24 protein-coding genes and 2 pseudogenes are annotated in these 25,590 nt (G+C 60.6%); 22 read left to right on the top strand and 4 right to left on the bottom strand.

The annotated features are described in order from the left end of the window. Nucleotides 1–118: 118 nt before the first annotated feature. The 16 genes and pseudogenes from B5G40_RS10430 to spoIIR form a co-directional block, all read left to right on the top strand. Nucleotides 119–424 (top strand): annotated as a pseudogene (locus B5G40_RS10430) (sigma-70 family RNA polymerase sigma factor); the annotation flags it as partial. Between the two features lie 113 nt (nucleotides 425–537). Next, on the top strand, nucleotides 538–1,740 hold the full coding sequence (locus tag B5G40_RS10425; RefSeq protein WP_087399566.1) for an iron-containing alcohol dehydrogenase: 1,203 nt from the start codon (nucleotides 538–540) through the stop codon (nucleotides 1,738–1,740). A gap of 68 nt (nucleotides 1,741–1,808) precedes the next feature. After that, nucleotides 1,809–2,237: a 4Fe-4S binding protein gene (locus B5G40_RS10420; RefSeq protein WP_087399565.1), complete on the top strand. Its 429-nt coding sequence runs from the start codon at nucleotides 1,809–1,811 to the stop codon at nucleotides 2,235–2,237. Continuing rightward, a complete protein-coding gene (locus tag B5G40_RS10415; protein ID WP_087399564.1) occupies nucleotides 2,234–4,132 on the top strand; it encodes an aldehyde ferredoxin oxidoreductase family protein in 1,899 nt (632 codons plus the stop codon). The genes B5G40_RS10420 and B5G40_RS10415 overlap by 4 nt, the downstream gene beginning before the upstream one ends. A 1-nt stretch (nucleotide 4,133) precedes the next feature. Then, nucleotides 4,134–4,382, top strand: a complete 249-nt coding sequence (locus B5G40_RS10410; protein WP_087399563.1) for a MoaD/ThiS family protein — start codon at nucleotides 4,134–4,136, stop codon at nucleotides 4,380–4,382. A gap of 9 nt (nucleotides 4,383–4,391) precedes the next feature. Continuing rightward, on the top strand, nucleotides 4,392–5,108 hold the full coding sequence (locus B5G40_RS10405) for a HesA/MoeB/ThiF family protein (RefSeq protein ID WP_087399562.1): 717 nt from the start codon (nucleotides 4,392–4,394) through the stop codon (nucleotides 5,106–5,108). A gap of 82 nt (nucleotides 5,109–5,190) precedes the next feature. Further along, nucleotides 5,191–5,316 (top strand): hypothetical protein, encoded by a 126-nt coding sequence (locus B5G40_RS17470; protein WP_275532452.1) that lies wholly within the window; start codon nucleotides 5,191–5,193, stop codon nucleotides 5,314–5,316. Nucleotides 5,317–5,392: 76 nt separating this feature from the next. Next, complete coding sequence (locus tag B5G40_RS10400) at nucleotides 5,393–6,787, top strand: recombinase family protein (RefSeq protein ID WP_158099517.1); 1,395 nt, start codon at nucleotides 5,393–5,395, stop codon at nucleotides 6,785–6,787. A gap of 24 nt (nucleotides 6,788–6,811) precedes the next feature. Continuing rightward, nucleotides 6,812–7,303: pseudogene (locus B5G40_RS10395) on the top strand (sigma-70 family RNA polymerase sigma factor); the annotation flags it as partial. Nucleotides 7,304–7,377: 74 nt separating this feature from the next. Beyond that, entirely contained in the window at nucleotides 7,378–8,460 is a 1,083-nt protein-coding gene (locus B5G40_RS10390) for a hypothetical protein (protein ID WP_087399560.1), read from the top strand. Between the two features lie 192 nt (nucleotides 8,461–8,652). Next, a complete protein-coding gene (locus tag B5G40_RS10385) occupies nucleotides 8,653–9,129 on the top strand; it encodes an Lrp/AsnC family transcriptional regulator (RefSeq protein WP_087331250.1) in 477 nt (158 codons plus the stop codon). Continuing rightward, the gene (locus tag B5G40_RS10380) at nucleotides 9,126–10,316 is read left to right on the top strand and encodes a pyridoxal phosphate-dependent aminotransferase (RefSeq protein ID WP_087188691.1); all 1,191 of its coding nucleotides are present in this window, start codon (nucleotides 9,126–9,128) and stop codon (nucleotides 10,314–10,316) included. The genes B5G40_RS10385 and B5G40_RS10380 overlap by 4 nt, the downstream gene beginning before the upstream one ends. Nucleotides 10,317–10,333: 17 nt before the next feature. Then, nucleotides 10,334–10,936 carry a bifunctional phosphoserine phosphatase/homoserine phosphotransferase ThrH gene (thrH, locus tag B5G40_RS10375; protein ID WP_087399559.1) on the top strand — a complete coding sequence of 201 codons (603 nt, stop codon included), beginning with the start codon at nucleotides 10,334–10,336 and terminating at the stop codon, nucleotides 10,934–10,936. A 39-nt stretch (nucleotides 10,937–10,975) separates the two neighbouring features. After that, the gene (locus tag B5G40_RS10370) at nucleotides 10,976–12,250 is read left to right on the top strand and encodes a DUF1015 domain-containing protein (RefSeq protein WP_087399558.1); all 1,275 of its coding nucleotides are present in this window, start codon (nucleotides 10,976–10,978) and stop codon (nucleotides 12,248–12,250) included. Between the two features lie 11 nt (nucleotides 12,251–12,261). Next, nucleotides 12,262–13,143: a 4-(cytidine 5'-diphospho)-2-C-methyl-D-erythritol kinase gene (ispE, locus tag B5G40_RS10365; protein WP_087399557.1), complete on the top strand. Its 882-nt coding sequence runs from the start codon at nucleotides 12,262–12,264 to the stop codon at nucleotides 13,141–13,143. Nucleotides 13,144–13,197: 54 nt separating this feature from the next. Then, on the top strand, nucleotides 13,198–13,830 hold the full coding sequence (gene spoIIR / locus B5G40_RS10360) for a stage II sporulation protein R (protein WP_087271178.1): 633 nt from the start codon (nucleotides 13,198–13,200) through the stop codon (nucleotides 13,828–13,830). 45 nt (nucleotides 13,831–13,875) lie between these two features. On the opposite strand, the gene B5G40_RS10355 is transcribed toward spoIIR, so the two are convergent. Beyond that, nucleotides 13,876–15,192, bottom strand: a complete 1,317-nt coding sequence (locus B5G40_RS10355; RefSeq protein ID WP_087399556.1) for a sodium-dependent transporter — start codon at nucleotides 15,190–15,192, stop codon at nucleotides 13,876–13,878. Then, entirely contained in the window at nucleotides 15,193–15,753 is a 561-nt protein-coding gene (locus tag B5G40_RS10350) for a GNAT family N-acetyltransferase (protein ID WP_087271183.1), read from the bottom strand. Between the two features lie 225 nt (nucleotides 15,754–15,978). Here B5G40_RS10350 and B5G40_RS10345 point away from each other — a divergent pair, with 225 nt between their 5' ends. After that, nucleotides 15,979–18,411, top strand: coding sequence for an ATP-dependent helicase (locus B5G40_RS10345; RefSeq protein WP_087331066.1), 2,433 nt, complete (start codon nucleotides 15,979–15,981; stop codon nucleotides 18,409–18,411). A 36-nt stretch (nucleotides 18,412–18,447) separates the two neighbouring features. Here the strand turns inward: B5G40_RS10345 and B5G40_RS10340 are convergent, their stop codons facing one another. Together B5G40_RS10340 and B5G40_RS10335 are read right to left on the bottom strand one after the other, a co-directional pair. Next, a complete protein-coding gene (locus tag B5G40_RS10340; RefSeq protein ID WP_087399555.1) occupies nucleotides 18,448–19,080 on the bottom strand; it encodes an HAD family hydrolase in 633 nt (210 codons plus the stop codon). Beyond that, nucleotides 19,077–19,661 carry a DNA-3-methyladenine glycosylase gene (locus tag B5G40_RS10335; protein ID WP_087188682.1) on the bottom strand — a complete coding sequence of 195 codons (585 nt, stop codon included), beginning with the start codon at nucleotides 19,659–19,661 and terminating at the stop codon, nucleotides 19,077–19,079. The genes B5G40_RS10340 and B5G40_RS10335 overlap by 4 nt, the downstream gene beginning before the upstream one ends. 63 nt (nucleotides 19,662–19,724) lie before the next feature. Here B5G40_RS10335 and B5G40_RS10330 point away from each other — a divergent pair, with 63 nt between their 5' ends. From B5G40_RS10330 to B5G40_RS10310, 5 genes are all read left to right on the top strand, one after another. Beyond that, nucleotides 19,725–20,624 (top strand): DMT family transporter, encoded by a 900-nt coding sequence (locus B5G40_RS10330; RefSeq protein WP_087188681.1) that lies wholly within the window; start codon nucleotides 19,725–19,727, stop codon nucleotides 20,622–20,624. A 166-nt stretch (nucleotides 20,625–20,790) separates the two neighbouring features. Beyond that, nucleotides 20,791–23,058: a DNA internalization-related competence protein ComEC/Rec2 gene (locus B5G40_RS10325; protein WP_087399554.1), complete on the top strand. Its 2,268-nt coding sequence runs from the start codon at nucleotides 20,791–20,793 to the stop codon at nucleotides 23,056–23,058. A 12-nt stretch (nucleotides 23,059–23,070) separates the two neighbouring features. Beyond that, nucleotides 23,071–24,108: a DNA polymerase III subunit delta gene (gene holA, locus B5G40_RS10320; RefSeq protein WP_087399553.1), complete on the top strand. Its 1,038-nt coding sequence runs from the start codon at nucleotides 23,071–23,073 to the stop codon at nucleotides 24,106–24,108. A gap of 5 nt (nucleotides 24,109–24,113) precedes the next feature. Then, a complete protein-coding gene (locus B5G40_RS10315; RefSeq protein WP_087399552.1) occupies nucleotides 24,114–24,536 on the top strand; it encodes a toxin-antitoxin system antitoxin subunit in 423 nt (140 codons plus the stop codon). Between the two features lie 2 nt (nucleotides 24,537–24,538). Next, nucleotides 24,539–25,159 carry a toprim domain-containing protein gene (locus B5G40_RS10310; RefSeq protein WP_087271197.1) on the top strand — a complete coding sequence of 207 codons (621 nt, stop codon included), beginning with the start codon at nucleotides 24,539–24,541 and terminating at the stop codon, nucleotides 25,157–25,159. Nucleotides 25,160–25,590: the final 431 nt, after the last annotated feature.

Here is a 25,590-nt window from a genome sequence, read left to right as displayed (position 1 = left end):
AGACACCGAAGTCCATCGAAAGCGGTCCCACGATAAAAAAGATTGCCGCAGGGGCCGCCGTATGAAAGGAACCGTCGGGGACATACTGAACACAGACACAGAGAAGGAGGCAGGGGCCATGCAGGGAAAGGTTGAGATCTGCGGCGTCAACACGGCAAAGCTGAAGGTACTGAAAAACGAGGAGACCATGGAACTGCTCCGGCGGGTGAAGCAGGGGGACATGGAGGCCCGGGAACAGCTTATCGCAGGCAACCTGCGGCTGGTGCTGTCGGTGATTCAGAAGTTTTCCGGCCGGGGTGAGAACGCCGACGATCTGTTTCAGGTAGGGTGCATTGGCCTCATTAAAGCCATTGATAATTTCAACACCGATCTGGACGTGCGTTTTTCCACCTATGGCGTGCCGATGATAGGTATTTTGGGGAAATAGAAATACTTGAATTCAAACTCCAGGTTTCAGAATCTTGATTCTTGAGTAGGTTGGTGGTAAAATAAAGAAAACAAACCGCGGACCGCGGGCGGTCAGGAGGAGAGGATCTTATGAATACCACCATGTCAAAGCTGAGCGTGGCCGTGCGTAAACCGGTCATCAAAATCGTCAGCAAACCTACCCCTGTGACCTACATTGGGCCGGGCCGTGCCAAAGAGGCAGGCCGCCTGCTGAAAATGCTGGGCGCCAAGAAGGCCCTGGTGATCACTGATTCCTTCCTCCACCAGTCCGGCCTGCTGGATGGGGTGGAAGAGAGCATCCGGAACGCCGGAGTGGAGCATAGCGTGTATGACGGGGTGCAGCCCGATCCCACCTTTGCCATTGTGGCCGAGGCCAAAAAGGCCTGCTCCGGCTGCGACGCCGTGGTGGCAGTAGGCGGTGGATCGGTGATGGACACTGCCAAGGCGGTGGCTGCCGCCGTGGCCAACCACACCAGCGCCGAGGCTCTGGCCGGGATGCTGAAGGTGCGCCGCCGGCCCCTGCCCCTCATCGCGGTGCCCACCACCGCCGGTACCGGCAGCGAGACCACCGTGGCCGCCATCATCTCGGACTCCGCCACCCACAGCAAGAAGCAGCTGCTGGACCCCAAGCTGGTGCCCATGTTTGCCATTCTGGACCCGGAGCTGACGGTGGGCCTGCCCAAGCACACCACCGCCCACACCGCTCTGGATGCCCTGACCCACGCCCTGGAGGCCTATGTGGCTGGCTACGCTGACGAGGAGACCGACCGTCAGGCCCGCATCGCCGTTCGGCTTATCTTCCAGTACCTGCCCAAGGTCCAGGAGAATCCGGCGGACCTGGAGGGCCGGGAGGCCCTGCTTACCGCCTCCTTCTTCGCGGGCATGGCCTTTACCCGTACCTATGTGGGCTACGTCCACGCTTTTGCCCACACCATCGGCGGCAAGTTCGGCGTGCCCCACGGTCTGGCCAATGCGGTGCTGCTGCCCCACATCATGCGCTACTACCTGCCGGTGAGCTATAAGCGGTTTGCCGAGCTGGGCCGGATGCTCAAGCTGGGGATGCCGGGAGACAGCGACCAGATCAAAGCCACCCGCTTCGTAAAGCTGCTCTACAAGCTCAACCGGCAGATGGGCATTCCCACCCGGTTTGAAAAGTTCCCCGCCTCCGCCATCGAGGAGGTTATCGACATGGCCTTCCAGGAGTGCCACGGTACCTATCCGGTGCCCCGGTACTTCACCCGGGAGCACGCCCGCAAGCTGATGGAGGCGGTGTGCGCCAAGGAAGAGGCCTGAGTTCAGGCAGTCAAGCCCGCCCCGGCTGCGGGGCGGGCTTTTCTATGATGCGTGAAGGAGGGGTCTGGATGCCGTACCAGATCACAGAAAACTGTGTGGGCTGTACTCTGTGCGCTAAAAACTGCCCGGTGGGGGCCATCACCGGGACGGTCAAGCAGGTACATACCATCGATCCCGTCCGCTGTACCCAGTGCGGGGTGTGCGGCCGGGTGTGCCCGAGAGGGGCCATCGAGGGGCCCCTGCCCGGCCTCTACAGCCATAAAGTACCCAAAGAAAAGTGGCCCAGACCGGTCATTGACACCAAGCTGTGTACCGCCTGCTCCATGTGCGTGCTTGCCTGCGGCTTCTCCTGCCTGTCCATCAGCCTGCCCCGGCAGAAGGGGGATCTGGAGGTATTTGCCCAGCTGAGCGCTCCGGACAAATGCGTGGGCTGCGGTCTGTGCGCCCGGGCCTGCGGTATCGGGGCCATCACCATGAAGGAAGGGGTGGGAGCATGATCCTGCCGGTCTATGCCCAAGTGGACCTGACAAACGGCCGGTGGCGGAAGTGTACCATCTCTGCCAGGCTGTTTGAGCAATATCTGGGTGGCAAGGCCCTGGGGGCCCGGCTGCTCACCGATCTGACGACCGCGGGGCTGGACCCCCTCAGCCCGGAGGCGGTGCTTATCGTCAACACCGGACCCATGAACGATACCGGCGCCCCCAGCTCCAGCCGGTTCAACATGACCTTTAAAAACGTCCTCACCGGCGGTATCGCCTCCTCCAACTGCGGCGGACCCTTTGGGATGCTGCTGAAGAAGGCGGGCTTTGACGGACTCATTCTGTGCGGAAAGGCCCCGGAGCTGAGCATGGTGGTGGTGGAGGACGGCAAGATCCGCATCGAGGCCTGTCCCCAACTCCAGGGCCTGGACACTGAGCGCACCCAGGAAGAACTGCCGGAGCGGTACGGCAAGCTGGTCATCGGCCCGGCCGGAGAGAACGGGGTACGCTTTGCCTGCGCCGCCAGCGGCGAGCGAGTGGCCGGGCGCTGCGGGGCCGGGGCGGTCATGGGCAGCAAGAATCTGAAAGCGGTCATTGCCTACGGCACCCGTGAGGTGGTGAAGGCCAATCCCGAGGGCTTCGAGGCCCACACCCGCAAGTGGGTCAAGCTGCTGAAAAAGCACCCCATGACGGGGGACAGTCTGCCTCGATACGGCTCGGCGGGTCTGGTGAGCAAGGCCAACGCCTCCAGTGTGCTGCCCACCCACAACTTTACCCGGGGCCGGTACGAGCACTACGAGGAGGTCAGCGGCGAGACCCTGGCGGATACCAGGCTCACCCGCAACAGCAGCTGCGTCAGCTGCCCCATCCGCTGCGAGCGGCGGGTGAAGGTAAAAGGCAAGGAGGTCAAGGGGCCGGAGTACGAGACCCTGGGCCTTTTTGGACCCAACCTGGAGAACCGGGACCTGGACCTTATCAATGAACTCAACTACAAGTGCGACCTGCTGGGCATGGACACCATCTCCCTGGCGGGCACCATCGCCTTTGCCATGGAGCTCCAGGAGAAGGGGATGGGAGACTTCGGCCTGAAGCCGGGCCAGCCCGAGGACCTGCCCCGGGTGGTGGAGGATGTGGCCTACCGCCGGGGTCCCGCCGGAGAACTGTCCATCGGCAGCAAGGCCTTGAGCGAGAAGTACGGCGGCGCCGACTTTGCCATCCACGCCAAGGGGCTGGAGTTGGCCGCCTATGAACCCCGGAAAAGCGTGGGTATGGGTCTGGGCTACGCCACCGCCAACCGGGGCGGCTGCCACCTGAATGGCGGTTATCTGGCCCTTCTGGAGTCGGTGGGTGTTATCAGCATGGACGCCCAGACCCCCAAGGGCAAGCCGGAGCTGACGGTGTTCTTCCAGAACGGTATGGAGGCGGCCTCCGCCGCCGGGTTCTGCCTGTTTACCATGCAGGCCATGATCCCCGGTATCCTGTTCAAATTTGGACCTGCCAGCTTTGCCTGCCGGGCGGCGGGCAAGGTGATGCTGTCCGCCCGGCCCCTGCTGGGGCAAATCTGGAAGTTCATGCCCTGGATCATGCCCATCAACTGTATGCTGGTGCCCCACAGCAAGTCCATTGCCCTGGTCACCGGCCTGCCCATGACCATCGGTAAATTCTTTACCGTGGGGGAGCGCAGCTACAATGTGGAGCGGCTGTACAACCTGCGGGAGGGTCTGACGGCGGCGGACGACGCCCTGCCCGGACGGCTCACTAAAACGCCCCAGGACCCGGACCGGCCGGACACGGTGGTGCCTCTGGATAAGATGCTGCCGGTGTACTACAGGGTCCGGGGGTGGGACGCCCACGGCGTGCCCACCGCCAAGCGGCTGAAACACCTGGGCATCCCCCTGCCGGAGGGGGGATAATATGGCGTTGGTGCGCTATCACGGCCGGTTGGCCGACCTCACCGGCTGCCGGGAGGAAACAATGGACGGGAACAATGTGTCCCGGCTGCTGGATCAGATCAAGAAGTACCGCGGGGTTGAGGCTTACCGGCTGGCCAAGCGGAGCCACATCATTGTGGACAAACGCTCCGCTGGGGCGGAGAAGGGCTTCCGTACCCCCACGGGACCGGACAGCGTGGTGGAGTTTATCCCCGTGTGCGGCGGCGGTTAGGAGGGTGCTGTGGAACTGGAGCGATACCGACGGCAGCTAACTATCCCGGAGATCGGAACGGAGGGCCAGCGCAGGCTGGCCGCCTCCTCGGTGCTGGTGGTGGGAGCCGGGGGCCTGGGAGGCCCGCTGCTCTATGCCCTGGCCGGTGCTGGGGTGGGGCGGCTGGTGGTGGTGGACGGGGATACCGTCTCCCTCAGCAACCTGAACCGGCAGTTCCTCTTTGACCAGGCCGACCTGGGCCGCCCCAAGGCGGAGGCGGCCGCCCGGCGGCTGTCCGCCTTCAACCCGGACCTGCGGGTGGAGGGGGTGGAGGCTTGGCTGGACGAGAAAACTGGAATGGAGCTGCTGGCAGACTGCCAGCTGGCAGTGGCGGCGGTGGACAATCTGCCTGGCCGGCTTGCCCTCAATGCCGCCTGCGCTCAGAATAATATTCCTCTGGTCAATGGTGGGGTGGAGGGCTGGTACGGCTCGGTGATGGCGGTGGAGTTTGGGAAAACTCCCTGCCTGTCCTGCTGCTATGCCGGGACCGCGCCGGAGGAGGGTGGTCAGGCCCTGGGGGCAGTTACCGGAGCGGTGGCCTCCCTGATGGCTACCGTTGCCCTCCAGATGCTGCTGGGGCACAATCCCATCCCGGGAGAAATGTTGCTCTACGACGGCAAGCGGCTGGAGCTGGATCGTGTGCCGGTGGAGCGGGGCACGGGCTGCCCCGTCTGCGGAAGATATTGATGGAAGGACCTGCTGTGAAAACGGCAGGTCCTTTTGTCTGCCTTCGGACAAAAGCGGGCACACTGAAAGCGGAGGCGATATCATGGAAGTGCGACGCTATGTGAACGGCAAGCCGGTGTCCGGCAAGGATTTGCCGCCCCAGCAGGTGGAAAATCCGGTGCTGGTCCGTCTGCTGCGGCAGGCCAGGGCCAGAGGACGGAAACGGTGATGGCAGAAAAAGGAATTGCAGCGAATAGGGACAATCCGGTACAATGGACCCCATGACACAGCATCAGGAGAGAAATATGACGGAACTTGTGGAAAACCAGCCCCTGCGGGCCCTCTATATCCGGGTATCCACCGAGGCCCAGGCGGAGGAGGGCTACTCCATCCAGGCCCAGACCGAGCGGCTGGAGGCCTACTGCAAGGCCATGGGGTGGGACAACTATCGCTGTTACACCGACGGCGGCTACAGCGGCAGCAATCTGGACCGGCCGGAGATGACCAGGCTCATCGCCGATGCCCGAGGCGGGCAGGTGGCCACGGTGGTGGTGTTCAAGCTGGACCGGCTGTCCAGAAGCCAGAAAGATACCCTCTACCTCATTGAGGACGTATTTCTGCCCCACGGGGTGGATTTTATCTCCCTCAATGAGAGTATCGACACCTCCACCCCCTACGGCCGGGCCATGATCGGGATTCTATCCGCCTTTGCCCAGCTGGAGCGGGAAAACATCTACCTGCGTACCCGAATGGGCATGGTGGAGCGGGTGCGGCAGGGCTACTGGATGGGGGGCGGCGGGGTACCCTTTGGCTACGACTACGACCGGAGCACCGGCATCCTGGTGCCCAACGCCGACGCCCCCCGGGTGCGGCAGATGTACGAGCTCTACCTGAAGGGATGGTCCGCCCAGCGGATCGCCCACAGAATGGGGCTGAAATACGACAAGCTGGTGACCCAGATCCTCACCCGCAAAAGCAACATCGGCCTCATCACCTACAAGGGGGAGGAGTACCAGGGCCTTCACCAGCCCATCGTGCCCGAGGAACTATTTTATCTGGTTCAGGACCGGATGAAGGAGCGGGCTACCAAGCACCGGGCCGCCGGAGGGGGTCACCTGCTCACCGGACTGGTGTACTGTGGCGCCTGCGGCGCCCGGATGCGATACATTCGCTGGGGCAAGAATGGCTATAAGCTGCGCTGCTATGGCCGGGACCCCTCCAAGCCCCATATGAAGAAGGGCGACAACTGCCAGGCTGAGGCGGTGTGGGCGGAGGAACTGGAGGAGCAGGTGCTTCACGATCTGTTCCAGGTGTCCGCCCGGCTGGGGGAGGAGATTGACCCCGTCCCCGATCCCCTGACCCAACTGGAGGGGGAGATGAACAAGCTGGAGAGCAAGCTGCGGCGGCTCTACCAGCTCTTTGCCGAGGGGGAGGACCCGGTGCTGCTGGACGAGGTGCGGGAGGTGCGCCGGCAGCTGGAGATTCTGCGGCAGGACTATGAGACCGAGCAGGCCACCTGCCGCCGGGCTGCCCGGATGGAGGACCTGCGGGAGCAGGCGGCGGGCATCAAAGATAGCTGGCCCAATCTCACCCCGGAGGAGCGGCAGGCGGTGATCCGGGACTGCGTGGAGCGCATTGTGGTGGACGGACCCAAAGTGGAGATTTATTACACCTTTTTGAAGCATGGGGCGGAGTCATAGAGAATTTTCCCTAATAGCAGTATCATGCCGATGATTATTGGGGAAATCCGCCGCTACCTCCGGGACAACTCCTCTCTCCGGGTGTCCCGGTCCATGCGGGACACCGCCTACCGGGTGCTCCAGGCTAAAGAGAAATTCATGAACGAGCACCAGCGGGAGCCCAGCATGGAGGAGATCGCCAGGATGCTGGAACTGAAGCGGGAGGACGTGGTATTTGCTCTGGATGCCATCGTGGACCCGGTGTCCCTCTACGAGCCGGTCTACGAACACGGCGGGGATACCATCTGCGTCATGGACCAGGTAAAGGACTCCAAAAACACGGATGATAGCTGGCTGGAGCACATTGCTCTGAAGGAGGCCATGGAGCGGCTCACCGACCGGGAGAAGCGGATTTTACGGATGCGCTTTTTTGAGGGCAAGACCCAGATGGAGGTATCCGCCGAGGTGGGCATCTCCCAGGCTCAGGTTTCCAGACTGGAAAAAAGTGCAATAAACCGGATGAAAAAGGATCTCTGAAGAACAGATTGCGGATTTGGGGCCGTCATGATACAATGGAGGTGACAAAACGACGGAAAGGAGTTCTGATTCCCATGAGCTTTGTACTGCCTGAGTATCATGCCCCTGATTTTACCCAGCCCATGTTCCAGAACGCCCCCAGCGTAACCTTCCACCCCGCCCCCCGGGACGGTGTGGCGCCCGAAGGCTACCACGCCACCAGTATTTTCCCGGAATACTTCAAAGTCAACGAAGACTGGCTGCTGGCCGAGGAGAGCCGCATGGACTGCGTGGCCGTCCTGCGGGATGGCAAGATTGCCGTGGTAGAGTTCCGCAACCTGAAAGAGGGCGAGCCGGTGGTAGTAGGCCGGACGGAGGATGCCTCGGAGGGCATCTATATCTACGCCGATGGCTTTGAGACGGAAAAAGGGGAGCAGGAGACCTTCTCCTTCCGTCAGGGCCGCTCCAGGGAGACCGCCTACTCCATGGATTACGACTCCATCTATGAACTGCTCCGCCATGAGAAGGACCACGGGCGCATTTTGTGGGTCATGGGCCCCGCCTGCGCCTTTGACCACGATGCCCGGGACGCCTTTGCCGCTCTGGTGCGGGGTGGCTATGTCCACGGCCTGCTGGCGGGCAACGCCCTGGCTACCCACGATCTGGAGGCGGGCTATCTCCGCACTGCCCTGGGCCAGGACATTTACACCCAGAAGAGTATGCCCAACGGCCACTACAACCACATTGACACCATCAACGCTGTCCGGCTGGCGGGGTCCACCGCCGCCTTCGTCCATTCCGGCAAGGTGAAAGACGGCATCATCTACGAGTGCGTCAACCACAACGTGCCCTTTGTGCTGGTGGGTTCCGTCCGGGACGACGGCCCCCTGCCTGAGGTGTACGGCAACGTGTATGAGGGCCAGGACGCCATGCGGGCGCTGGTGAGAAATGCCACCACCGTGATCTGTATGGCCTCCACCCTCCATACGGTGGCCACCGGCAACATGACCCCCTCCTACCGGGTGGTGGACGGGGTGGTGCGCCCGGTCTATTTCTATTCCGTGGATATTTCCGAGTTTGCGGTGAACAAGCTGCGGGATCGGGGCAGCCTGTCGGTACGCACCATTGTTACCAACGTGCAGGACTTTGTGGTCAACGTCCGCAAGGGAGTGCTGTAACGCAAGCACATGAGGCCTCGGGGCTAAAAAGCCCCGGGGCCTGTCTTTTTGCATGGAAATGTAAGACAGACAGCCCTTGAAGTTTCCATCTGTACTCTTGTATTTCTGAAACCGTCCGTATATAATATCATATAATAGGCCTTTCTACAGACCTGTGTGAATCGCTGATAAGAAGAAGGAGGGAGCACAGCCATGAAATTGCTCCAGCTTTTGGAACAAGACTGCACTCTGACCCCCGAACAGCTTGCATCTATGGCCGATATGTCCGTGGAGGACGTGAAGGCGGAGATCAAGCGGTACGAGGATGAAAAAATTATTTTGGGCTATAAAGCCATTGTGGACTGGGACCGCACCGACCGGGAGGCGGTTACCGCCCTGATCGAGGTCAAGGTGACCCCCCAGCGGGGCGAGGGCTTCGACCGGGTGGCCGAGCGGATCTACCAGTACGACGAGGTGGAGAGCGTCTACCTGATGAGCGGCGCTTTTGACCTGACCGTTATCATCTCCGGCCGCACCCTGAAGGAAGTGGCCCAGTTCGTGGGGGAGCGTCTGTCCACCCTGGAGGACGTGACCGGCACCGCCACTCACTTTATCCTGCATAAATATAAGGAAAAGCACCTGATCTTTGAAAAGCAGGAGAAGCAGCCGAAGGAGTGGATTTTCTCATGAACTACGACGAGATACTGTGTAAGCGCATCCAGGATGTGAAGCCCTCCGGCATCCGGCGCTTTTTTGACATTCTGGAGGAGATGAAGGACGCCATCTCCCTGGGCATCGGTGAGCCCGATTTCGTTACCCCCTGGCACATCCGGGACGCCGGCATCTACTCCCTGGAGAAGGGATTTACTAAGTATACCGGCAACGCCGGTATGGCGGAGCTGCGGCGGGAGATTGCCGCCTATCTGGCCCGCCGGTTCGACCTGCACTACAATTTTGCCGACCAGATCGTGGTCACCGTAGGCGGCAGCGAGGCCATTGACCTGACTCTGCGCTGCCTGCTTAACCCCGGCGACGAAGTCATCGTGCCTGTGCCCTCTTTCGTGTGCTACGGGCCTCTGGCTTCCATGGCCGGCGGTACCCCGGTGTATGTGGAGCTGAAGGCGGAGAATGAGTTCCGCCTCACTCCCGAGCAGCTGAAGGCCGCCATTACCCCCCGCACCAAAGTGCTGGTGCTGCCCTTCCCCTCCAACCCCACCGGCGGCATCATGGGCCGGGAGGATCTGGAGGCCATTGCCGAGGTGCTGCGGGGCACCAACATCATGGTGCTCTCCGACGAGATCTACGCCGAGCTGACCTACGGCCAGCACCACGTCTCCATGGCCAACCTGCCTGATATGTACGACCGCACCATCGTGGTCAACGGCTTCTCCAAGAGCCATGCCATGACCGGCTGGCGGATGGGTTACGTTTGCGGGCCCGCCCCGGTCATCAAGCAGATGCTGAAACTCCACCAGTTCGGCATCATGTCCGCCCCCACTGTCAGCCAGTACGCCGCCATTGAGGCCATGCGCAACGGCGACGGCGACATCGAGCATATGCGGGACGAGTACGACGGCCGCCGCCGCTATCTGGTGGAGGGTCTGCGCCGCATTGGCCTGCCCTGCTTTGAGCCCAGAGGGGCCTTCTATGTGTTCCCCGACATCCGGGGCACCGGTCTGACCTCTGATGAGTTCTGTGAGCGCTTCCTGATGGAGGAGAAGGTGGCCGTTATCGCCGGTTCCGCCTTCGGCCCCGGCGGCGAGGGCTTCGTCCGCTGCTGCTACGCCACCTCCATGAAGGATATTGCCGAGGCCCTGACGCGTATGGACAACTTCCTGACCAACCTGAAGAAAAAGCAGGCCAGAGAGCAGGAATAAGAAAAGGAGGAGAGGATATGTACATCACCTGTCTGGATATGGAGGGCGTTCTGGTCCCTGAGATCTGGATCGCCTTTTCCGAGGCCACTGGTATCCCGGAGCTGCGCCGCACCACCCGGGACGAGCCTGACTACAACAAGCTGATGCAGTTCCGTCTGAATATTCTGAAAGAGCATGGACTGGGCCTGAAGGAGATCCAGAATACCATCGCTACCATCGATCCCTTGCCCGGGGCCAAGGAATTTCTGGATGAGCTGCGCTCCTTCAGCCAGGTGATCATCCTCAGCGATACCTTTGAGCAGTTTGCACAGCCCCTGATGAAAAAGCTGGGCTGGCCCACTCTGATGTGCAACACCCTGGAGGTGGCCGACGACGGTACCATCACCGGCTTCCAGATGCGCTGCCCCCAGTCCAAGCTGACCACGGTGAAGGCCCTCCAATCCATCGGCTACGACACCATCGCCGCTGGGGATAGTTTCAACGACCTGGGCATGATCCAGGCCAGCAAGGCGGGCTTCCTCTTCAAGAGCACCGACCAGATCAAGGCCGATCATCCGGAGCTGCCCGCCTACGAGGAATTCCCCGATCTGCTGGCCGCCATCCGGAACGCGATAGACTGAGTACCACCCAAACTTCATGTCTGGAAGTGAGTGAGCAATATGCTGCGGCAATTTGAGGGACTGGCCTTCCGGCCGGCCGATATCCTGCTGCCCCGGGACTGCGAATACTGCAAGTGGTCGGTGGTGGCCTGCGATCAGTATACCTCCCAGCCGGACTACTGGCAGCGGGTGGAGGAGTATGTGGGCTCCGCCCCCTCCGCCCTGCGGCTCATCCTGCCGGAGAGCTGCCTGGACGGTCCCAATGTAGAGACCGATATTATGGAAGTCAACAACACCATGACCCGCTACCTGCGGGAGGAGCGCTTTCAGGAGTTCCCCAACGCCCTCATCTATGTGGAGCGGCGGCTGGACAACCTGAAGGTGCGCCGGGGCCTGGTGGGCATGGTGGATCTGGAGCAGTACGACTATGAGCCCGGCTCCGGCGCCGCCGTGCGGGCCACCGAGGGTACCGTCATGTCCCGCATTCCGCCCCGGGTGGCGGTGCGGAAGAACGCCCCCCTGGAGCTGCCCCACGTTATGCTGCTGACCGACGATCCCCAGAAAACGGTCATTGAGCCTCTGGCCCAGCGGAAAGACAGAATGCAGAAGGTGTATGACTTTGACCTGATGGAGCGTGGGGGACACATCACCGGCTGGCTGCTGGATGAAGAGAGTATGGCCCTGGTGGCCGACGCACTGTCCACCCTGGCTGACCCCGCCGCCTTCCGGGCCAAATACGGCACGGAGGAGGTCATGGCCTTTGCCGTGGGTGACGGCAACCACTCCCTGGCCACAGCCAAGGAGTGCTATGAGCGTCAGAAGCGACTGACTCCCAAAGAGCAGTGGAGCCGTCTGCCTGCCCGCTTCGCCCTGTGCGAACTGGTGAACCTCCACGACCCGGCCCTGGAATTTGAGGCCATCCACCGGGTGCTCTTCGGCGTAAAGCCGGAGCAGGTGGTGGATGCACTGGTAAAGAACTTCCCCGGCGCTTTCCGGGGTGAGGGGGAGGGCCACGTCCTCCGCTATGTCCACGCAGGCGGGCAGGGCGCGGTCACCGTGCCCAACCCCACTGCGCAGATGGAGGTGGGCACCCTTCAGCCCTTCCTGGATACCTATGTGAAGGAACAGGGCGGGCGTATCGACTACATCCACGGGGCTGATGTGGCCCGTACCCTGGCGGCCCGGCCGGGCAACCTGGCCTTCCTGCTGCCTGCCATGGGGAAGGACCAGCTGTTCCCCACTGTGATCCACGACGGGGCCCTGCCCCGCAAGACCTTCTCTTTGGGCGAGGCCCATGACAAGCGCTTTTATCTGGAGGCGCGCAAGATCCGATAAGGAGGAGTCTCATGGCAGTCCTGGAGGTCAAGGCCTACGCCAAACTGAATCTGTCCCTGGATGTGCTGGGAAAGCGGCCTGACGGCTACCACGATATGCGGATGGTGATGCAGACGGTGGGCCTTACCGATACCCTCCGGCTGGAGACCGGCACCGGGCAGCCCCTGCGCATGGAGAGTAACCTGGGCTTTTTGCCGGCGGACGAGAGTAATCTGGCCGCCGCTGCCGCCCTACGGCTGTGCGAAGCGGCAGGGGTGGACCACGGCGGACTATCCATCAAGCTGGACAAGACCATCCCGGTGTGTGCCGGAATGGCGGGGGGCAGTGCTGACGCCGCTGCTGTGCTCCGGGGGCTGAACAAGCTGCTGGGCCTGGGCCTGTCCTGGGAGCGGCTGGAGGAGATCGGCGCCCTGGTGGGCTCTGATGTGCCCTACTGCGTCCGGGGAACCACCGCCCTGGCCGAGGGCAGGGGAGAGGTCCTCACCGATCTGCCACCGCTGCCGTCCTGTCTGGTGGTGCTGTGCAAGCCCGCTTTCTCGGTGTCCACGCCGGAGCTGTTCCGTACGTTGGACGGCTGCCGGATTCGCCGGCGGCCCGATACGGCCGGATTGATCGCGGCGCTGAAGAGCGGCGACCTGCCCGGGGTGTCCCGGCGGATGTATAACGTCTTTGAGGACGCTCTGCCCAGCCGCCGTGCCCAGGAAATTGACGCCATTAAAAATGTGATGATCCAGCATGGAGCCCTTGGCTCCTCCATGAGCGGCACCGGTCCCACTGTGTTCGGACTTTTTGACCACGAGGAACGGGCACAAAGTGCTTTTGATGCACTGCAGGAGCAGTACCAAGAGACATTTCTGGCTCAGACCGTGGAAAATCTGCTGGAACAGGTATAAAATCAAAAATCACCGTCCACAATGGAGACAAACCAATGTGGACGGTGATTTTTTATGAAACAGAGCAAGACCCTGCGGCGCTGGGAATTGGCTCTTTTGCTGGGTGTGGCTATTGCGGCTCTGGCAGGGGTCTGGCTGGACCGGAGTCAGGCGGCCCTGTCCGATCAGGTGATCCGGCTCCATGTGCTGGCTAACTCCGACTCGGAGGCTGACCAGGCCCTGAAGCTGAAGGTGAGGGACCGGGTGCTGGGCGCGGCGTCGGATTATTTTGTGCCTGGGGCCACCTTGGAAGAGACCAGAGAGGTTCTGACAGAGCATTTGGCCGACATAGCAGCTGCCGGAGCAGATCAGGTGGCGGAGGAGGGATATCAGTATCCGGTGACGGTCTCCCTGGAGGACAACTACTGGTTTCCCACCAAGCAGTACACAGACTTTGCCCTTCCCGCCGGAGAGTATACCGCCCTGCGGGTGGTGATCGGCGAAGGCGCCGGTCAGAACTGGTGGTGCGTGGTCTTTCCCCCCTTGTGCCTGGGTTCGGTCAGTGAGACGGCGGCCCAGACCGCCCTCAGCGACGGCTTTACCCAGGACCAGGTGTCCCTCATCACCGGAGAGGACGAGGGGTATGTGGTGAAGTTCAAGGCCATTGAGCTGTGGGAGGGCTTCCAGCACTGGATCACAGGCGGATAAAAAGACAGGCTCGGCTGTAAGCCGAGCCTGTCTTTTTATATGAGATCAGCCAATGCCGCCGTAGTAGATGCCCAGCACCCACACAGCTGCCGCCACCAGCACATAGAAGCGGGCGGTAACGGTGAAGAACGTGCCGGGGCGGCCCTTTCCGCCCAGAGCCAGCTCGTCCTTAATGGTGTCTACCCGCAGTACGAAGTAGATGAACACCGCCACCAGCAGGGCGCCGAAGGGGGAGACGTAAATGGTGATCAGGTCCATCCAGCCGCCCATGCCGGCCAGGGACTCCAGGAACAGGCCGGGCACGAAGGTAACCACGCCAACAATGAGCGTGGCGGCCCGGCGGGAGAGCTTGACGGTGGAGCTGAGGGCCTCGCCGCAGGCCTCCAGCATATTCATCAGAGAGGTGATACCTGCGAAGAACACCGACACGAAGAAGAGCAGGGCGAAGATCTGGCCGCCGGGCATTTGAGTAAAGACCTGAGGCAGGGTGACAAACATGAGGGAGGGGCCGCTGGTGGGATCAATGCCGAAGGCAAAGACGGCGGGGATGATGGCAAAGCCCGCCAGCAGGGCGGCCAGAGTATCCAGCAGGGCGGTCATGCCCGCGTGGCGCAGAATGCTCTCGTCCTTCTTCATATAGCTGCCGTAGATCAGCATACCGGCACCGTTGATGGACAGGGAGAAGAAGGCCTGTCCCATAGCCATGACCCAGGTCTCCGGCTTAAGCAGGTAGCTCCAGTCGGGCCGGAGCAGGTAGAGGTAGCCCTCCGCCGCGCCGGGAAGGAAGGCTACCCGGACGGCAATGATGAGAAACAGAATAAAGAAGGCGGGCATCATGAACTTGCTCAGCTTCTCAATGCCGGAAGCCACGCCGAAAATCAGAATGACCACCGTAAAGACCACCGCGATCAGGTGCCAGGGCACGGAACCGAAGTTGACAGCCAGCGCGTCAAAAAAGCTCTGAGAATCCCCGGCCAGAATGGAGCCGGTGACAGAGCCGGCGGTATACCGCAGGACCCAGCCCACCACCACCGAGTAGCCGATGGCGATGCCCAGCACGCCCAGCAGGGGAATGATGCCCAGGATCTTGCCGCCCTTCTTGCCCCGGGATTTCATGACGTAATCCAGAGAGCCCATGGCGCCGGTGCCGGTGAGCCGGCCCAAAGCAAACTCGCCGGACAGGCCTACATAGCTGAACAGGGCCACAAAGATGAAATAGGGGATCAGAAAGGCGCCGCCGCCATACTGTCCCATGCGATAGGGGAAAAGCCAGATGTTGCCCATGCCAACGGCGGAGCCTACCGCTGCCAGGACAAATCCCAGTGAGCTGGTAAACTTACCGCCGGATTTGTTGTGTTCCATTCAGAGATCCTCCTCTTCGTTTCTGCGTACCATGTGGATATGGTCCTCCCATACCCCGTTGATCTTGAGATAGCGTTTGGCCAGTCCCTCCTCCTCAAAACCGGCTCTGGCCGCCGCTCGGCGGGAGGGAAGATTGCGGGGCATGATGTTGGCCTCCACCCGGTGGAGCCCCAGATTGCGGAAGCCCCACTCCGTCAGAGCGGCGATGGCTTCCGAGCCGTAGCCCTGTCCCCAGAGGGTGTGGTCCAGCTTGTAGGAGATGAAGCAGGACTGGAAGGCCCCGCGCACGATCTCGTTGAGACCAGCCAGCCCGATGATTTTACCGGGATGCCGGGGCTGGACCAACAGGAAGCGGAAACAGCGGCCCGCCTCCGCCTGCTCCAGGTCGAAGGCAAGACGCTCTGCCTGGCCCTCTGCTGTAAAGAATTCCTCGGGCTGGACCGGATCAAAGGGGGCAAAAGCTGCCCGATTGCGTCGGTAGAATGCTGCCGCCGGACCTGCCAGCGCCGGATCACAGGCCAGAAACCCCAGCCGGAGGGAACGAAAAACAAAACGGCGCATCCCAACCCTCTCCCTTCCGATGCATTGCACGCGAGGCACATTATATCACATCCTTAAGACTTTTGCACTATAAAGTTATAGCACTTTAAAGAGTCCATCACGGTAAAAAGAATCCCCTGGGGGTGGTTGACCTGGCCGCCGCTTTTCGATACAATAGAGATACCAAAAAAGGGAGCCGTCCACCTGTGGGCGGCTCTCCCATTGCCAAGGAGACAGGAAAACGATATGTTGAATACCCAAGAGGAACTGCGCTTTTGCAAGGCCCGGCGGGCGGCCATCGAACTGGAGTTTGGAAATCTGAATCCGGAACAGCGGAAAGCGGCTCTGGCCACTGAAGGGCCTCTGCTGCTGCTGGCAGGAGCGGGCAGCGGAAAGACTACGGTGCTCATCCACCGCATCGCCAACCTGATGAAGTACGGTCGGGGCTCCGATTCCAACGAAGTGCCTGCCTGGGTGACGCCGGAGGATCTGGCCTTCCTGGAGGAGTATGTGGCCCGCCCCGATCCGGAGAAGAAAGGAGAGCAGGAGCGGCTGTGCCGCCTGGACCCGGCGGTGCCTTGGTCCATCCTGGCCATCACCTTCACCAACAAGGCTGCCGGAGAGTTGAAAGAGCGGCTGGAGCGGATGCTGGGCCCCGCCGCCAACGACGTGTGGGCCTCCACCTTCCACTCCGCCTGCGTGCGTATCCTGCGGCGGGACATCGACCGACTGGGCTTTACCAGCTCCTTCACCATTTACGACACCGCCGACTCCGAGCGGGTCATCAAGGATATTGTGAAGGACTTCAACCTGGATGATAAGACCTTCTCTGCCCGCACGGTGCTGGGCTACCTGTCCCGTGCCAAGGACGCCATGCTGTCCGGGGCGGACTATCTGGCCCAGTGCGAGAAGGCGGGAGACTTCCGCCTGGTGAAGATGGCCAAGATCTATGTGGAGTATGAGCGGAGGCTGAAGGAAGCCAATGCCCTGGACTTCGACGACATTATCCTGGATACGGTGCGCCTGCTCCAGCGGTTTGAGGAGGTACGGACCTACTACCAGAAGAAATTCCGCTACGTCCTCATTGACGAGTATCAGGATACCAACAATCTGCAGTATCTGTTGGCCTCCACTCTGGCGGGAGGTTATGAGAACATCTGCGTGGTGGGTGACGACGACCAGTCCATCTATCGCTTCCGGGGCGCCACCATTGAGAACATCCTCTCCTTTGAAAGCCAGTATAAGGGCGCCCGGGTGATCCGGCTGGAGCAGAACTACCGCTCCACCAAGAACATTCTGGAGGCTTCCAACGCAGTTATCAAGAACAACGAGGGCCGCAAGGGCAAGGAACTGTGGACTCAGCACGAAGAGGGCGAGAAGATCCAGTGCTATACCGCCATGAATGAGCACGACGAGGCCCAGTATGTGGCGGCTCAGATCCTGGCAGGCTTTTCCGCCGGGCGCAGCTGGAAAGATCACGCGGTGCTCTACCGTATGAACGCCCAGTCCAACCAGATCGAGCAGGCCTTCAAGCGCAACGGTATTCCCTACCGCATCATCGGTGGCATCCGGTTCTTTGACCGTGCCGAGGTCAAGGATATGCTGGCCTACCTGAGCGCCGTGAACAACCCCGGCGACGATCTGCGGCTCTCCCGCATTATCAACAATCCGCCCCGCGGTATCGGCGCCACCACCGTGGACCGGGCGCAGAACATTGCCCAGGCTGAGGGCAGGTCCCTGTGGGAGGTCATCAGCCACGCCAAGGATTGGCCGGAGCTGCAGAAGGCGGCTCCCAAGCTGGGCCAGTTTGTGGAACTGATGGACGATCTGCGAAAGCTGTCCCGGGAGCTGCCTCTGCCTGCCTTCTACGAAGAGGTAGTGGCACGCACCGGTTATGCCGTCATGCTGGAGCAGAAAAAGACCATTGAGGATCGCACCCGACTGGAGAACGTGCGGGAGCTGGCTACCTCCATCCAGAATTACCTGGACAATGCGGTGGAGGAGCCCTCTCTGGCAGGCTTCCTGGATGAGATCGCCCTCTATACCGATATTGACAGCCACGACTCCAGCGAGGACTGCGTGGTCATGATGACCATGCACTCCGCCAAGGGCCTGGAGTTCCCGGTGGTCTTTGTGGTAGGCGTGGAAGAGGGTATTTTCCCCGGCATCCGTGCCATCGGTGAGCCAGAGGAGATGGAGGAAGAGCGGCGGCTATGCTATGTGGCTATGACCCGGGCCAAGGAGAAGTTGTATATGACCTGTGCCTCCCAGCGTATGCTCTTCGGCCGCACCAATTCCAACCGTCCCTCCCGCTTTTTGGGGGAGATTCCACCGGAACTGGTGGAGAAGTCCGGCCGCCTGCCCTACGGCGAGCGGGGTGAGGGGGAGCGGCCTGCCCGCAAGACCGCGCCAGTGCGTCGCACTTTCGACCACGGCTTCTCCCTAGGCCATACGGCTCCGGCGGCCCAGCCTGCCCCGGCGCCTGCGGCAAGCCAGGCCGCTCCGTCCGGCGGAGCCTTCCGCATGGGCGATACGGTGCGGCACAAGGCCTTCGGTCAGGGCCTGATCACCAAGGTGACTCCCATGGGCGGCGACGCCCTGGTGGAGATCGCCTTCGACAGCGTGGGTACCAAAAAGCTGATGCTGAAATCTGCCTCCCAGTATATGACCAAGGTATAAGAAAACCGGGCCGCCGGAAGGTGGCCCGGAGAAATGCTACGGCTGAAGCAATTCCGTAAAGCTGTAAATGTATTGATGGCACAGCTCCTTCAATTCGCCCTCGTACCGGGCGTAAAAAGGGTCGTACACCCCTACTACGGTCAGCCCCGCCTTCTTGGCGGCAGCGCAGGCGCCGGGAGAGTCCTCGTAGAGGGTACTATCTTCCGGCGTGGCTCCCAGCTCTTTCAGTACATGGACGAAGGTGGCCGGGTCCTTCTTCAGCATACCCAGCTCCTGGACGAAGATGAGGCGGGAGAAGTAGTTCTCCATATTGAGCCGCTTCAGGGCGGCCTGGCAGAATTCGGGCACGCAGGCGGTGAGCAATACCATGGTCTGCCCCTGCCGCCGGCACTGGTCCAGAAAGGCCAGAGCTCCCGGTTTGGCGGGGACCTGAGATAGGTAGGCCTCCCGGCCCAGCTGGGTCCACTCGTCCATGATGGCCTGAGGCGTGGTGTCTAGGTGGTAGTAATCGATGGTGAACTGGGCAGCCAGAGGGAAGATGGAGTGGCCCACCGTCTCGCTGTACTCCTGGGTGGGGGTCAGCCCCCGGCGGGTCAGGAAGGTGTTGTCCACCTCCTCCCACACACCGTTGGAGTCCACCAGGGTGCCGTCAAAGTCAAACAGGATCATACATAAAACCTCCAGGGGAATTGAACGGCCTCCTCAGCGTAATCGATGCCGATGCGGGGGCCGGTATGGATGACAGCGGGTGTTTCGCCTGCATCACAGAGAAACAACTCCTGGCCGCACAGGTCCAGACCGTTTTGGGCACGGGTAAGAGCCAGGGCCTTGCACACCTTGCCCGGTCCATCCAGAAAGTGCTTCTTTTGATAGGAAGTCAGCTCTCCGGGCATTTTGCCGAAGCGGTTGAGGCTCATACGAGCCAACCCATCCACCGGTTCCAGACCCCGCAGCAGGACGGCAGCAGGTTCCCCTTCCGCCTCGGTCACGAAGTTGAGACAGTGGTACATCCCGTAGATCAGGTAGATGTATGCGGTGCCAGGCGGGGCAAAGAGAGTCTCGGTCCGGGCGGTTCGGCGGTAGCCATAGGCGTGGCAGGCCTTGTCGCACCGGCCAATATAGGCCTCGGTCTCTGTAATGCGACCCACCAGCGTTTCCCCGTTCCATATCCGGACCAGGTGTTTTCCAAGCAGATCTCGGGCCACATCCAAGGTGTCCCGGGCAAAAAAGGTCCGATCCAGCGGTTTCATTTGGATGCCCCCCTTTGTTGGGATTACATTTTATTTTACCATAGGTAAAGGAGAGGTACAACCATGAGCCAAACCAATGAAAGCAGTGTCCTGGCCAAGTTCGCCACCCCGCTGATTATCCTCGCTACGATTATTTGGGGTAGTTCCTTTGTAGTGATGAAGAGCAGCGTGGATGTGCTGCCCACCTTCTGGCTACTGGCCATTCGATTCAGTTTTGCCGCTCTTGTGCTGGCGGTGGTCTTTATCAAACGATGGAAGGTGATGGACCGCCACTACCTGATTGGCGGCACAGTAATGGGCTTCTGTTTGTTTGTGGCCTACGCCTTCCAGACCTACGGCCTGGAACAGACGACCCCCGGCAAAAACGCCTTCCTTACTGCGGTCTACTGCGTCATTGTCCCCTTCCTCTACTGGATCGTGGCCAAGCGCCGGCCGGACAAGTTCAATGTGATCGCAGCCTTGCTGTGCATCATTGGCATCGGCTTGGTGTCAGTTACCGGCGATAACGCCTCCGCTTTCAATATGGGTGATGTACTTACCCTTATCGGCGGCTTCTTCTTTGCCGCCCATATCGTGGCGGTGTCCAAGTTCTCCGAGGGCCGGGATATCTTCATCCTGACCACCCTCCAGTTTGCCAGCTTTGCCGTGTTTTCCTGGATCGGCGTGCTGGTTACCAGAACTTCGGTGAGCCCCGAGGTGTTCAACGGCGATCTGATCTTTGGCCTTGCCTACCTGGTGATTTTCGCTTCCTGCGGCGCGCTGCTTTTCCAGAACATCGGGCAGAAATACACCGCCCCCTCCACCGCGGCGGTCCTCCTGTCCCTGGAAGCTCCCTTCGGCGTAATTTTCTCCATGATTTTCGCCAACGAGCAGCCTACTGCCCTGATGCTGGTGGGCTTTGCCCTGATCTTTGTGGGCGTGATCTGCTCCGAGACCAAGTTCTCTTTCCTGCGGAAGAAATAAGAACCAGATAGAAAGACAGCCCCTGCCCTAGAAGGGCGGGGGCTGTTCTGCATTTTTTGTGACTGTGCATGGAGTCATGTCTTGCGCTGTATGGCTCAGTTTGGTATCATGGATAAGGTGATGACCATGTATGTTCAGTCTATTCGCTGCATGGCTGGGATGCCCTATGCGTAAGCTGGCCTGGTTTGCCGCAGCCTTTTCCGGCGCGGTGTTTCTGGCGGTTTATCTGCTGCCGGAAGCCATACTGGTGCCGGCGGGGGCGTGCTGTGGTTTGGCAGCCCTGGCCGGACTGTTCCTTCGGGGCAAAGCCCGTCTGCGGACGCTGCTGATCTGCTTCGGTTTGGCGGCGGGCCTATGTTGGACGGGAGTATACTGTGCTCTGGTACGGGTACCTGCTCTGCGGCTGAACGGCACAGAGACGACGGTTACGGCTCTGGTCACCGATTGGCCTCAGGAGAACAGCTACAGCACTTCTGTTATGTCGGAGGTCTATGGGGACGATGGAAGTCCGGTCAAGACCTTGCTCTATTTGAATGGGGAAGAGGCCATGGGTTTGCGGCCTGGCGACCGGCTGACAGTGACCGCCTCCTTCCGTATGGCAGACACTATGGCGGGGGAGACTACCAGCTACTATTATGCCAAAGGGGTACTCCTCATCGGCAGCGGCGGGAAGGAATGGACGGCGGAACGGCCGGAACAGACTCCGGTGGGCTGCTGGCCCGCCCTGTTCAGTGGGGCGCTGAAGGACAGCGTGGACCGAGCTTTTCCGGATAGTACCGCGCCTTTGGTCACCGCGTTGCTGACGGGAGACAAGACGGAACTGCCTGAGGCGGTGTACAGTGCCCTGCGCCGGTCTGGACTGGCCCATGTGATCGCAGTCTCCGGCCTCCATGTCTCTTTTTTGGCCGGACTGATTACTACTCTGTTGGGCCGCCGCAGGCGGCTGTCGGCAGTGGTGGGCATCTGCCTGCTCTTCTTTTTCAGCGCCGTGGCAGGCAACACCCCCTCGGTGCAGCGGGCGGCGTTGATGCAGGCTTTGCTCCTGATTGCCCCGCTGGTGGACCGGGAGAATGATCCGCCTACCAGCCTCAGTACCGTGCTGATGATACTGCTGGCGGTCAATCCCTATGCTGCCGCCAGCGTGTCCCTCCAGCTGTCCTTTGCCGCCGTGGCCGGTATCTTTCTGTTTACCGGGCCTTTGTGTGAGAAGTGGGAGAGCAGACTGCCCCGCAAGCCCCAGAACTTTTGGCTCAAACTGGGCTGCCGGGTGGCCCGGGTGATTATCGCCACTGTTGCCACCACGTTGGGAGCCATTGTGTTCACCACGCCTCTGATGGCCTTCTATTTTGGCAGCGTAACGCTTATTTCACCTCTTACCAATCTGCTCTCCCTGTGGGCGGTGTCCGATGCCTTCCTGGGTGGGCTGGTGACGGCGCTGGTGGGGCTTGTGCTGCCTGCCGTGGCCACGGTGATGGCCTGGGTGGTCTCCTTGCCGGTGTGGTATCTCCAGTGGCTCACTGCTGCCCTGGCGAGCCTGCCCTTTGCCTCGGTGGCCGTCCATTCCGTCTATCTGGTTCTGTGGATGGCTCTGACCTATGGACTTATTTTCCTGTGGGTGCTTTGGCGGGGCCCCAGAGGCCGGGTGGCGGTGCCGGTGTGCCTCAGCACGTCCACCCTCTGCGGAGCTCTGATCCTCCAGGCCGCCGCCCTCACCGGCGGGAGGCTTACTGTGTCGGTGTTGGATGTGGGTCAGGGGCTCAGCGTGGCCCTCTATTCCCGGGGACAGACTGCGTTGGTTGACTGCGGCGGCTACGATGCGGGGGATACGGCTGCGGATTATTTCCAGTCCCTGGGCCTGAGCCACATCGACCTGGTGATCCTCACCCACTATCACGACGACCACGCATCCGGAATTCCTCAACTACTGGAGCGGATGGACGTTGGACTGCTGATTCTGCCTGACGTGGAGCCGGACAGTGCCCTGCGGGCAGAGGTGGAGGCTGCCGCCCAAGCCCATGGAGTGGAGACTTTGTTGGTCACCGACGGGGCCACCGCCGAGCTGGGAGAGACGAGCCTGAAGATCTACCCGCCCCTGGGCAGCGGCAGCAGCAATGAAGAAGGCCTGTCGGTGTTAGGCAGCGCAGGGGACTTTGATGTGCTCATTACGGGAGATATGGATACCACGGTGGAGGGGCGGCTGGTGAAATACGGAGACCTGCCGGATACAGAGCTGCTGGTAGCAGGCCACCACGGCTCCAAATACGCCTCGTCGGACGAATTGCTCCAGGCCATACAGCCGGAATGGGCTGTTATATCAGTTGGATACAATACTTACGGTCACCCGGCGGCGGAGACTCTGGCCCGGCTGTCCCAACACGGATGCCAGATCTACCGCACTGACTGGTCGGGGACCGTTACCATTACTGCGGAATAAGGAGAAGATACCATGCCGCCAAAGGGAAAACCAGATACTGCTGCCTATCAGAAGCTGAAACAGGATCTGAAAAGCGGCACGTTGGGCAGCCTTTATGTGTTTCACGGCGAGGAGGCCTATCTGCGGGACTACTATCTGGGACAGATGAAGCAGAAATTGCTGCCTCCGGGAATGGAGACCTTCAACTACCATGTGATCCAGGGTAAGGAGTTTGATTTGAAGGCTCTGGCCCAGACGGTGGACTGCCTGCCTATGATGAGTCCCCGCACCATGATCGTAGTCAATGATTACGATCTCTTCAAGGGAGACAAGGAGGGGCTTACCGCCATTTTGAAGGATCTGCCCGACTATGTGTGCCTGGTCTTTGTGTATGACCTGATCGAATATAAATCAGATGCTCGTACCAAGCTGGCCGGTGTTATCAAGGAGAAGGGCAGTGTAGTGCCCTTCAACCGGCAGGAGCAGGGGGACCTGGTGGACTGGATCGCCCGGCGTTTCCGGGCCATGGACCATGATATCGGTACTGAGGACGCCAAGTATCTTATCTTCCTGTGTGGAGATCTGATGCACACTCTGATTTCGGAGATCGGCAAGATTGGTGCCTACGCCTCTCACCGGCGGGTCACCCGACAGGATATCGACGCGGTAGCCACACCCCAGCTGGATGCGGTGGTGTTCCAGATGACCGATGCCATCTCCGCCGGAGACTTTGACAAGGCGGCCTCAGTGCTGGGGGACCTCTATCATATGCAGGAGCCTCCCATCAAACTGCTGGCGGCCCTGGGCAAGCAGCTGCGGCAGCTCTATACAGCCCGGCTGGCCCTGGAACACAGGAAGGGAAGCCGCTATTTGATGGAGCTGTGGGGACTGCGCTCGGCTTATCCGGCGGAACGGATGATGCAGTCAGCCCGGCGGTTTTCTCTGGGTTGGTGCCGCCGGGCGGTGATCCGCTGTGGCGAAGTAGATCTGGCCATGAAATCCACTGGCGCGGATGGAGAAGAACTGTTGACTGGCCTGCTGATGGAGCTGGCCGTAAAGAAAGGAGCCTGATGATAATGAAAAAGCGTGCGATCTTTGGCGTGGTGCTTGCCGCCGGCGCGGCGGGGTGGTATCTGACCGCCAATCGCAGAAAGAATCAGATGGAGATCATCCGTGAGCAGGTCCGCAAGCTGCTGGCGGTGCGGAGGGACGAGCTGCAGCTTCTGCGGAAGGCGGCCCAGGCGGGGGAACTGCCCTCGGAGGGATTGAGTACCCAACCGCTGGATGGCCTGGAGGTGGAGGCGGTTCGCCTGGAGGACGGGGCGCTGACCGTGTGCCTCTGCAACGGTGCAGCCCGGGCGTGGCTGTCCGATCAGCCTCTGGATCGCCTGAATGTCCATCAGCAACCCTGGCGGGGCAGTGCCCGGCCCGGTGTTCTGTACACGGAAAACTTGGGTGACGGCTGGCACGTCGGATACGCCTGCCTGCACTGGAGCTGAGTATGCTGCGGATCAAAGAGGCTATTGTGGTAGAGGGGCGTTATGATAAGAATACCCTCTCTCAGATGGTGGATACCATTATTGTGGAGACCTCCGGCTTTGGTGTATTTAAAAACAGTGAGAAACTGGCCCTGTTCCGCCGCTTGGCGGCGGAGCGGGGCCTTATCATCCTCACCGATCCGGATGGGGCTGGTTTTGTCATCCGCAATTTCCTCAAGGGCAGCATTCCGCCGGAACAGGTGAAGCACGCCTATGTGCCTGATATCCTGGGTAAGGAACGACGGAAGCGTACGCCGGGAAAAGAGGGGAAGCTGGGCGTGGAAGGGATGCGTCCCCAGGTACTGGAACAGGCTCTCCGCCGGGCGGGGGCTACCTTCTTGGAGGAAGATGCTCCGCCGGTGCGGTGTGGACGAGTCATCACCAAGGCGGACCTGATGCTGCTGGGGCTGTCTGGAGGGGCTGGATCAGCCGAGCGCAGACAGACCTTGATGAAGCAGCTGAAGCTGCCGGGACATCTGTCTCCCAATGCCATGCTGGAGGTGCTTAATGCGCTCTTCTCCTATGAGGACTTGGCGGCTGCTGTCCAAAAATCCGGGACGGGAAAAGAAAAAGAAGAAAAGTGAAAAAAGGTGTTGACAAACGGGGGCAGGGGTGGTATTCTAACTGAGCACCTTGCGAGAGGGCATGAAAATCTGACCAAAACCGGAAGAAACCGAGGGGAACCTGGACAGCCTTGCGGAAAGGGATCAGAAAAAAGTGCTTGACAAACGCGAGCGTGCATGGTAAACTAAATAAGTTCGCGCCGGAAGGTACGAACCAGCTTGAAAAAGAACCGAAACAAGCGGTTCGGGGCTAAAAAGCCCTGAAAAAACTTGAAAAAAGTTCTTGACAAGCGAAACAGAGTGTGCTAAAATAAATAGCACGTCAGCCCGAGCGGCTGGCAAGAGCGTGTACCTTGTAAATTAAACAACGTGAAAGAAACACGAAGCACCAGAAAGGACGAGAAGTCCTTCTGACAAGCAAAGCTTGAAAGAAGGCTCTTGAATTAATTTCT

This window comes from Flavonifractor sp. An9, from assembly GCF_002161245.1.
GTDB classification, from domain to species: Bacteria; Bacillota; Clostridia; order Oscillospirales; family Oscillospiraceae; genus Flavonifractor; species Flavonifractor avicola.
Note: the sequence above shows the minus strand (reverse complement) of the source record. Positions and strands in the feature narration are given on the sequence as shown.

What these genes read in the sequence shown, in the direction of transcription:
- B5G40_RS10425 (WP_087399566.1), top strand. Translation starts at nt 538, where the DNA reads ATGAATACCACCATGTCAAAGCTGAGCGTGGCCGTGCGTAAACCGGTC.
- B5G40_RS10420 (WP_087399565.1), top strand. Translation starts at nt 1,809, where the DNA reads ATGCCGTACCAGATCACAGAAAACTGTGTGGGCTGTACTCTGTGCGCT.
- B5G40_RS10415 (WP_087399564.1), top strand. Translation starts at nt 2,234, where the DNA reads ATGATCCTGCCGGTCTATGCCCAAGTGGACCTGACAAACGGCCGGTGG.
- B5G40_RS10410 (WP_087399563.1), top strand. Translation starts at nt 4,134, where the DNA reads ATGGCGTTGGTGCGCTATCACGGCCGGTTGGCCGACCTCACCGGCTGC.
- B5G40_RS17470 (WP_275532452.1), top strand. Translation starts at nt 5,191, where the DNA reads ATGGAAGTGCGACGCTATGTGAACGGCAAGCCGGTGTCCGGCAAGGAT.
- B5G40_RS10400 (WP_158099517.1), top strand. Translation starts at nt 5,393, where the DNA reads ATGACGGAACTTGTGGAAAACCAGCCCCTGCGGGCCCTCTATATCCGG.
- B5G40_RS10390 (WP_087399560.1), top strand. Translation starts at nt 7,378, where the DNA reads ATGAGCTTTGTACTGCCTGAGTATCATGCCCCTGATTTTACCCAGCCC.
- B5G40_RS10385 (WP_087331250.1), top strand. Translation starts at nt 8,653, where the DNA reads ATGAAATTGCTCCAGCTTTTGGAACAAGACTGCACTCTGACCCCCGAA.
- B5G40_RS10380 (WP_087188691.1), top strand. Translation starts at nt 9,126, where the DNA reads ATGAACTACGACGAGATACTGTGTAAGCGCATCCAGGATGTGAAGCCC.
- thrH (WP_087399559.1), top strand. Translation starts at nt 10,334, where the DNA reads ATGTACATCACCTGTCTGGATATGGAGGGCGTTCTGGTCCCTGAGATC.
- B5G40_RS10370 (WP_087399558.1), top strand. Translation starts at nt 10,976, where the DNA reads ATGCTGCGGCAATTTGAGGGACTGGCCTTCCGGCCGGCCGATATCCTG.
- ispE (WP_087399557.1), top strand. Translation starts at nt 12,262, where the DNA reads ATGGCAGTCCTGGAGGTCAAGGCCTACGCCAAACTGAATCTGTCCCTG.
- spoIIR (WP_087271178.1), top strand. Translation starts at nt 13,198, where the DNA reads ATGAAACAGAGCAAGACCCTGCGGCGCTGGGAATTGGCTCTTTTGCTG.
- B5G40_RS10355 (WP_087399556.1), bottom strand. Translation starts at nt 15,192, where the DNA reads ATGGAACACAACAAATCCGGCGGTAAGTTTACCAGCTCACTGGGATTT.
- B5G40_RS10350 (WP_087271183.1), bottom strand. Translation starts at nt 15,753, where the DNA reads ATGCGCCGTTTTGTTTTTCGTTCCCTCCGGCTGGGGTTTCTGGCCTGT.
- B5G40_RS10345 (WP_087331066.1), top strand. Translation starts at nt 15,979, where the DNA reads ATGTTGAATACCCAAGAGGAACTGCGCTTTTGCAAGGCCCGGCGGGCG.
- B5G40_RS10340 (WP_087399555.1), bottom strand. Translation starts at nt 19,080, where the DNA reads ATGATCCTGTTTGACTTTGACGGCACCCTGGTGGACTCCAACGGTGTG.
- B5G40_RS10335 (WP_087188682.1), bottom strand. Translation starts at nt 19,661, where the DNA reads ATGAAACCGCTGGATCGGACCTTTTTTGCCCGGGACACCTTGGATGTG.
- B5G40_RS10330 (WP_087188681.1), top strand. Translation starts at nt 19,725, where the DNA reads ATGAGCCAAACCAATGAAAGCAGTGTCCTGGCCAAGTTCGCCACCCCG.
- B5G40_RS10325 (WP_087399554.1), top strand. Translation starts at nt 20,791, where the DNA reads ATGCGTAAGCTGGCCTGGTTTGCCGCAGCCTTTTCCGGCGCGGTGTTT.
- holA (WP_087399553.1), top strand. Translation starts at nt 23,071, where the DNA reads ATGCCGCCAAAGGGAAAACCAGATACTGCTGCCTATCAGAAGCTGAAA.
- B5G40_RS10315 (WP_087399552.1), top strand. Translation starts at nt 24,114, where the DNA reads ATGAAAAAGCGTGCGATCTTTGGCGTGGTGCTTGCCGCCGGCGCGGCG.
- B5G40_RS10310 (WP_087271197.1), top strand. Translation starts at nt 24,539, where the DNA reads ATGCTGCGGATCAAAGAGGCTATTGTGGTAGAGGGGCGTTATGATAAG.